Here is a 5,670-nt window from a genome sequence, read left to right as displayed (position 1 = left end):
GCGACCGCCTGCACGGCGGCGGCCAGCCACTCGCGCCACTGGTTCGCCAGGGCCTCGGCCTGCTCGGCGCGGCGCTTGTCGCCCGCCGAGCGCGCCTTCGCGGCCTGCGCCTCGAACTGCTCGACCCGCTCGCGGAACTGGGCCACGCGGGCCTCGGCCTCCGGGTCGGACTTGCGCCACTGGGCGTCGACCGCGCCGCGGACGCGCTCCTCGATCGTGCGGAGCTTGCCCTCCAGCTCGCGGACCCGCTCGCGCGGCACCTTGCCGATCGCGTCCCACCGCTCCTGGATCTTGTACAGCTGCTGCCGGGCAGCCTCCAGGTCGTGCGTGGGGTCGATGTGCTCGGCCTCGGCGAGCAGCTCCTCCTTCAGCTTCGCGTTGGCCGAGAACTCGGCGTCACGCTCGCTGAACGCCTCGGAGCGCTTGGCGAAGAACGCGTCCTGGGCGGCGCGGAACCGCTGCCACAGCACGTCGTCGGCCTCCTTGGGCGCACGCCCGGCGGCCTTCCACTCGACCATCAGATCCTTGTACCGACCGGCCGTGGGGCCCCAGTCGTCGGACTCGACGAGCTTCTCAGCCTCCTCGACCAGCTCCTGCTTGCGGTTCTTGGCCACGGTGCGCTGCCGGTCCAGGTCCGCGAAGTGCGACCCGCGCCTGCGGTTGAACGCGTCACGCGCCTTGGAGAACCGCCGCCACAGCTGCTCGTCGGTCTTGCGGTCGACGCCCCGGATGGTCTTCCACTCGTCCAGGATGGTCCGCAGCCGGTCGCCCGCCGCCTTCCACTGGGTGGACTCGTTGGCCAGCGCCTCGGCTTCCTCGACCAGCTCCTGCTTGCGCGCGCCCGCCGCGGCCCGTGCCTCGTCCTTGGCGGCCTTGGCGGCCTCCATGCCCTTCTCGGCCAGGACCAGCACGTGCTCGACGCGTGCGGCCAGCGCGGCGAGGTCACCGACCACCGCAGCGTCGGCCAAGCTCTCCTGGACGTGCTTCGCGCTGGTCATCGCGTGCTTGGGGTCGCCCGCGCCGGAGGTCAGCCGCGTCACCAGCAGCTCGACCTCGGTGCGGATGTCGTCGAACCGGCGCGCGAAGTGCGCCAGGCCCTCGGCGGGCTCGCCCGCCTGCCAGGAACCGACGACCCGCTCGCCGTCCGCGGTCTTGACGTAGACGGTGCCGTCCGCGTCCACGCGCCCCCAGCGGTCAGGGTGGTCCGACGCCACGGGGACCGGAGGTGGCGCCGCGACCGGCGTCGCTCCCACCCGGGTCTCCTCGACCACCGCCCCCGCACCACTGTCGCCAGTGGTTCCCGGTGTCGTCTCGTGCTCCGTCATCGCCGGCTTCCTCCTCGCCTGCCCACTTCGTGGTGCCCGTGCCGACCACGGGCGCCCCGCCTACGACGGGGCCCAGCACCCGAGTACCGCGACGCTCCTTCAGAGTGTCCAGTACCTCGCGCGCATTCAAACAGGTCAAGGCTCGCATCGGTACCGGTGGTGGCCGATGAGTAGCGTTGGTCGCCATGATCTCGCGCCTGGTGGTCGTGCCGCACCCCCCGCTGCTGGTGCCCGAACTGGTCTCCGGGGCCGTGCGCGACACCGAACCGGTGCGCTCGGCCTGCCTGGCCGCGGCCCGGGAGCTGGCCGCGCGGGGGCCGGAGTGGGTGGCGGTCGCGGTCGACCCGTCGGGGCCGCGGTTGGTCGAGGACGTGGCCGGGACGTTCCGCGGCTTCGGGGTGGACGTGCGGGTTTCGCTGTCGGACGGCGCGTCCCGGGTGGACGAGGACCTGCCGCTGCCGGTGCTGGTCGCGGCCTGGTTGAGGGAACGCGCGGGCGCGCGGGCCGTGCGGGTGCACCTCGTGCCGCCGGACCTGCCGACCGACGAGTGCGTCGCCCTGGGCCGGCAGCTGGCCGGTGCGCCGGCGCTGCTGGTGCTCGGTGACGGGTCGCACCGGCACGGCGAGCACGCCGTGGGTCGGCCGGACGAGCGGGCCGGGCCGTTCGACGAGGACGTGCGCGAGGCGCTGGCCAGGGCGGACACGGCCGCGTTGCGGGCGCTGGACCCCGCGCTGGCGGCCGAGCTGGGCGCGTCGGGGCGGGCCGCGTGGCAGGTGGCGGCGGGCGTGCCGGGGCCCTGGCGGTGCAGCCGGTCGGAGTTCCTCGCGCCGTTCGGCGTCGGCTACCACCTCGCGGTGTGGGACAGCACGTCCGGGGGCCGCGGAGGCGTCTGACAGGCTTGGGCGCGTGAACACCCCCATCCCCATCGCCGTCGTCGGGCCCACCGCCACCGGCAAGTCGGACCTGGCCGTGCGGCTGGCCGCCGAACTGGGTGGCGAGGTGGTCAACGCCGACGCGATGCAGCTCTACCGGGGCATGGACATCGGCACGGCCAAGATCACCGAGGACGAGCGGCAGGGCGTGCCGCACCACCTGCTCGACGTGCTCGACGTGACCGAGACCGCCTCCGTGGCCGCCTACCAGCGCGAGGCGCGGGCCGCGGTGGAGCGGCTGCTGGCCGACGGGCGCACGCCGGTGCTGGTCGGCGGCTCGGGCCTGTACGTGCAGGCCGTGCTGGACGACCTGGTGTTCCCCGGCACGGACGAGAGGATCCGCACCCAGCTGGAGCAGGAGCTGGTGATGTTCGGCGCGGAGACGCTGCACGGGCGGCTGGCGCAGCTCGACCCGGCCGCCGCGCTGGCGATCCTGCCCAGCAACGGCCGCCGGGTGGTGCGCGCGCTGGAGGTCATCGAGCTGACCGGGCAGCCGTTCTCGGCCACGCTGCCCAAGCCCGGACCGGCCCGCTACGGCACGGTGGTGGTCGGCCTGGACCGCGAGGTGTCCGAGCTGGACGAACGGGTCGACGCGCGGGTGGCGCGGATGTTCGAGGCCGGGCTGGTGGACGAGGTGCGCGCGCTGGAGGCCCGCGGCCTGCGCGACGGCCGCACGGCGTCCCGCGCCCTGGGCTACCAGCAGGTGCTGGCGGCGTTCGACGGCGAGTCCACGCTGGAGGAAGCGGCGGCGGCGACCGCGCAGGCCACCCGGCGGTTCGTCCGCAAGCAGCGGTCGTGGTTCCGCCGCGACCAGCGGGTCACCTGGTTCGACGCCGCCTCCCCCGCGCTGGCCGACGACGTGCTCGGGCTGGTCGCACCGTAGCCTGGTGACCGTGGGAATCGAGTTTTTGAAGGGCCACGGCACCGAGAACGACTTCGTCGTGCTGCCCGACCCGGACGGCCTGCTGGACCTGACCGAGTCACGGGTGCGCGCGCTGTGCGACCGGCAGCGCGGCCTGGGCGCGGACGGCGTGCTGCGGGTCGTGCGGCACGACCTGGGTCCGTGGTTCATGGACTACCGCAACGCCGACGGCTCCATCGCCGAGATGTGCGGCAACGGGGTGCGGGTGTTCGCGCGGTACCTGGTCGACGCCGAGCTCGTGCCCACGGGTGAGTTCACCATCGGCACGCGGGCCGGTGAGCGGCACGTCACCGCGCACGACGACGGCACCGTGACGGTGGACATGGGCCGGGTGCTGGTCACCGGCACCGGGACGGCCACGGTCGGCGGTCGCGCGTTCGCCGGCGTCGCGGTGGACGTGGGCAACCCGCACCTGGCGTGCGTCACGGAGTCCCCGGTCGGGGAGCTGGACCTGCGCGTGCCCCCCGGTCACGACCCGGTGCTGTTCCCGCACGGCGTGAACGTGGAGTTCGTCAACGTGCTGGACGAGGGCGCCCTGCGGATGCGCGTGCACGAGCGCGGCATAGGCGAGACCAGGTCGTGCGGCACGGGCACGGTGGCCGCGGTGGCGTCCTGGCTATACGGGGCCGGCCGGCGCACCGGGAAGGCCACTGTGGACGTTCCCGGTGGGCAGGTGTCCGTGGTGATCGAGGAGGACGGCTCCACGCTCTCCGGCCCGGCGGTCCTCGTCGCGCGCGGCGAGCTGGACCAGGCCTGGTGGGACGCCCTCTAGAGGGCGAACACCTCCAGCCTCCCCAGCCGCGCTCCGGCCACCTCCTCGGGCTGCGAGCTGGGGGCGGTGCAGCAGACCAGCCGGTCACCGACGATCGCGACGGCGAAGCACGGCCGGCTGGTCCCGACCCGCCGGGTGATCGCGCCGCCCTCCTCGACCCGGAACGCGACCGGCTGGAGCGCGGGCGCGACCCACACGCCGCCGTCGGCGTCCACCGCGATGCCGTCCGGTGCGATGCCGTGGTCGCGCAGCGGGGCGAACACCCGCCGGCCGGACAGCGTGCCGTCGTCGGCCACGTCGAAGGCGGTCAGCCGGAACGCGAGCGTCTCGGCTACGACCAGGCGCCCGTCGGGCAGCAGGCCCATGCCGTTGGGGAACTTGAGGTCCTCGGCGGCCACGCTGACCGTGCCGTCGGGCCGGACCAGCGCCAACGACGTGCCGGGGGCGACCCAGCCGGGCTCCATCATCGGCCCCTCGCCGCCGGCCGCGATGGCGGCGTGCAGGTCGAAGCCGAAGTTGCCGACGTACGCGCGGCCGTGCGCGTCGACCAGCATGTCGTTCGCGTGGAAGGTGGCGATGCCGGTCAGGTCGGCGTGCTCGACCAGGCCGCCGTCCTCCAGCCGCAGCACCCTGCGGTCGCGCATGGACACCACGAGCAGCCGGCCGTCCGGCAGCCAGCCCAGCCCCGACGGCTGCTCGGGCACCTCGCAGATGACCTCCTCCTCGCCCGTGGCCAGGTCGAGGGCGCGGACCTCGTGGTCGTAGAAGTCGGAGTAGAACAGCCTGCCGTCCGGGCCCTGCCGCGGACCTTCGCCGAACCGGAGACCTTCGCGCAGCACGGTGGTGTCAGCCATGCCGGTCGAACCTAGTGATCACCGGGCGGGTCGCGCATCGACCGCAGTGGTGACAGGAGCGCCCGAACGACGGACGGCTCGACCGACGTCGGCAGGCACGCCGGGGACGCCACCCCGAAGAACAGCCGGAGGTCACGCGTCGACGGCGGCACGGCTCCTCAGCGGTGACAGCACCACCCACAGCACGGACAGCGACTGGCCCGCCATGGCCACCCACAGCGTCGCCCCGACCCCGACACCGCCACCCAGCGCGCCGCCGACCAGCCCGCCGAGCGGCAGCGCGCCCCACACCACGAACCGGATGCTCGCGTTCATCCGGCCGAGCAGGTGGTCCGGGCAGATCGACTGCCGGTAGCTGACCTGGGTGATGTTGTAGACGACCGAGCCGTACCCGATCGCGGCCTCGCCCAGGACCAGGAACCCGATCCGCCAGTCCGCCGCGCCGAGCGGGACGAGCAGCCCGAGCGGGAACGTGACCAGCGCGGACAGCCAGATGGCGGTGGTCCGGCCGAACCGCACGTTCCACCGGTTCGCGGTCAGCGCGCCGAGCACGCCGCCCAGGCCGCCGGAGCTGAGCACCAGGCCCACCACGCCCTCGGACAGGCCGAGCCCGCGCACCAGGAACAGCACCAGCACGGCCATCGCGATGCCGCCGAAGAAGTTGGCGGTGGCCGTGCAGCCGACGATCGCGCGCAGCGACGGGTGCCCGAAGACGAACCGCAGGCCCTCCGCGATCTCGCGCCGCAATCCGGGGTTCTCCGGCGCCCGCGGGCGCGGCTCCTCGGTGCGGATGCGCAGCAGGAACAGCGCCGAGGCCAGGTAGCCGACGCCGGTGGCGAGCACCCCGACCGCCGCGCCGACCAGC

6 protein-coding genes are annotated in these 5,670 nt (G+C 74.2%); 3 read left to right on the top strand and 3 right to left on the bottom strand.

Going from position 1 to position 5,670, the window contains the following annotated elements:
• A partial coding sequence (locus tag AB0G02_RS26780; RefSeq protein ID WP_360798766.1) for a DUF349 domain-containing protein occupies window positions 1-1,325 on the bottom strand: 1,325 nt, incomplete at its 3' end.
• 185 nt (window positions 1,326-1,510) lie between these two features.
• Between AB0G02_RS26780 and AB0G02_RS26775 the strand changes: the two genes are divergently transcribed.
• Genes AB0G02_RS26775 through dapF form a run of 3 tightly spaced genes read left to right on the top strand, consistent with a single transcriptional unit; the run spans window position 1,511 to window position 3,951 of the window.
• Complete coding sequence (locus AB0G02_RS26775; protein ID WP_360798763.1) at window positions 1,511-2,218, top strand: class III extradiol dioxygenase subunit B-like domain-containing protein; 708 nt, start codon at window positions 1,511-1,513, stop codon at window positions 2,216-2,218.
• 13 nt (window positions 2,219-2,231) lie between these two features.
• Window positions 2,232-3,140, top strand: a complete 909-nt coding sequence (miaA, locus tag AB0G02_RS26770; RefSeq protein ID WP_360798760.1) for a tRNA (adenosine(37)-N6)-dimethylallyltransferase MiaA — start codon at window positions 2,232-2,234, stop codon at window positions 3,138-3,140.
• 10 nt (window positions 3,141-3,150) lie between these two features.
• Window positions 3,151-3,951, top strand: coding sequence for a diaminopimelate epimerase (gene dapF, locus AB0G02_RS26765; RefSeq protein ID WP_360798757.1), 801 nt, complete (start codon window positions 3,151-3,153; stop codon window positions 3,949-3,951).
• Here dapF and AB0G02_RS26760 read toward each other — a convergent pair.
• On the bottom strand, window positions 3,948-4,805 hold the full coding sequence (locus AB0G02_RS26760) for an SMP-30/gluconolactonase/LRE family protein (RefSeq protein WP_360798754.1): 858 nt from the start codon (window positions 4,803-4,805) through the stop codon (window positions 3,948-3,950). The two genes, dapF and AB0G02_RS26760, sit on opposite strands and share 4 nt — an antisense overlap.
• Window positions 4,806-4,937: 132 nt before the next feature.
• Window positions 4,938-5,670: MFS transporter (locus AB0G02_RS26755; protein ID WP_360798751.1), on the bottom strand; the 733-nt coding region annotated here is incomplete at its 5' end.

The sequence above is a fragment of the Actinosynnema sp. NPDC023658 genome, from assembly GCF_040639995.1.
Classification (GTDB): Bacteria; Actinomycetota; Actinomycetes; order Mycobacteriales; family Pseudonocardiaceae; genus Actinosynnema.
This window is presented reverse-complemented; position numbering and strand designations above follow the sequence as displayed.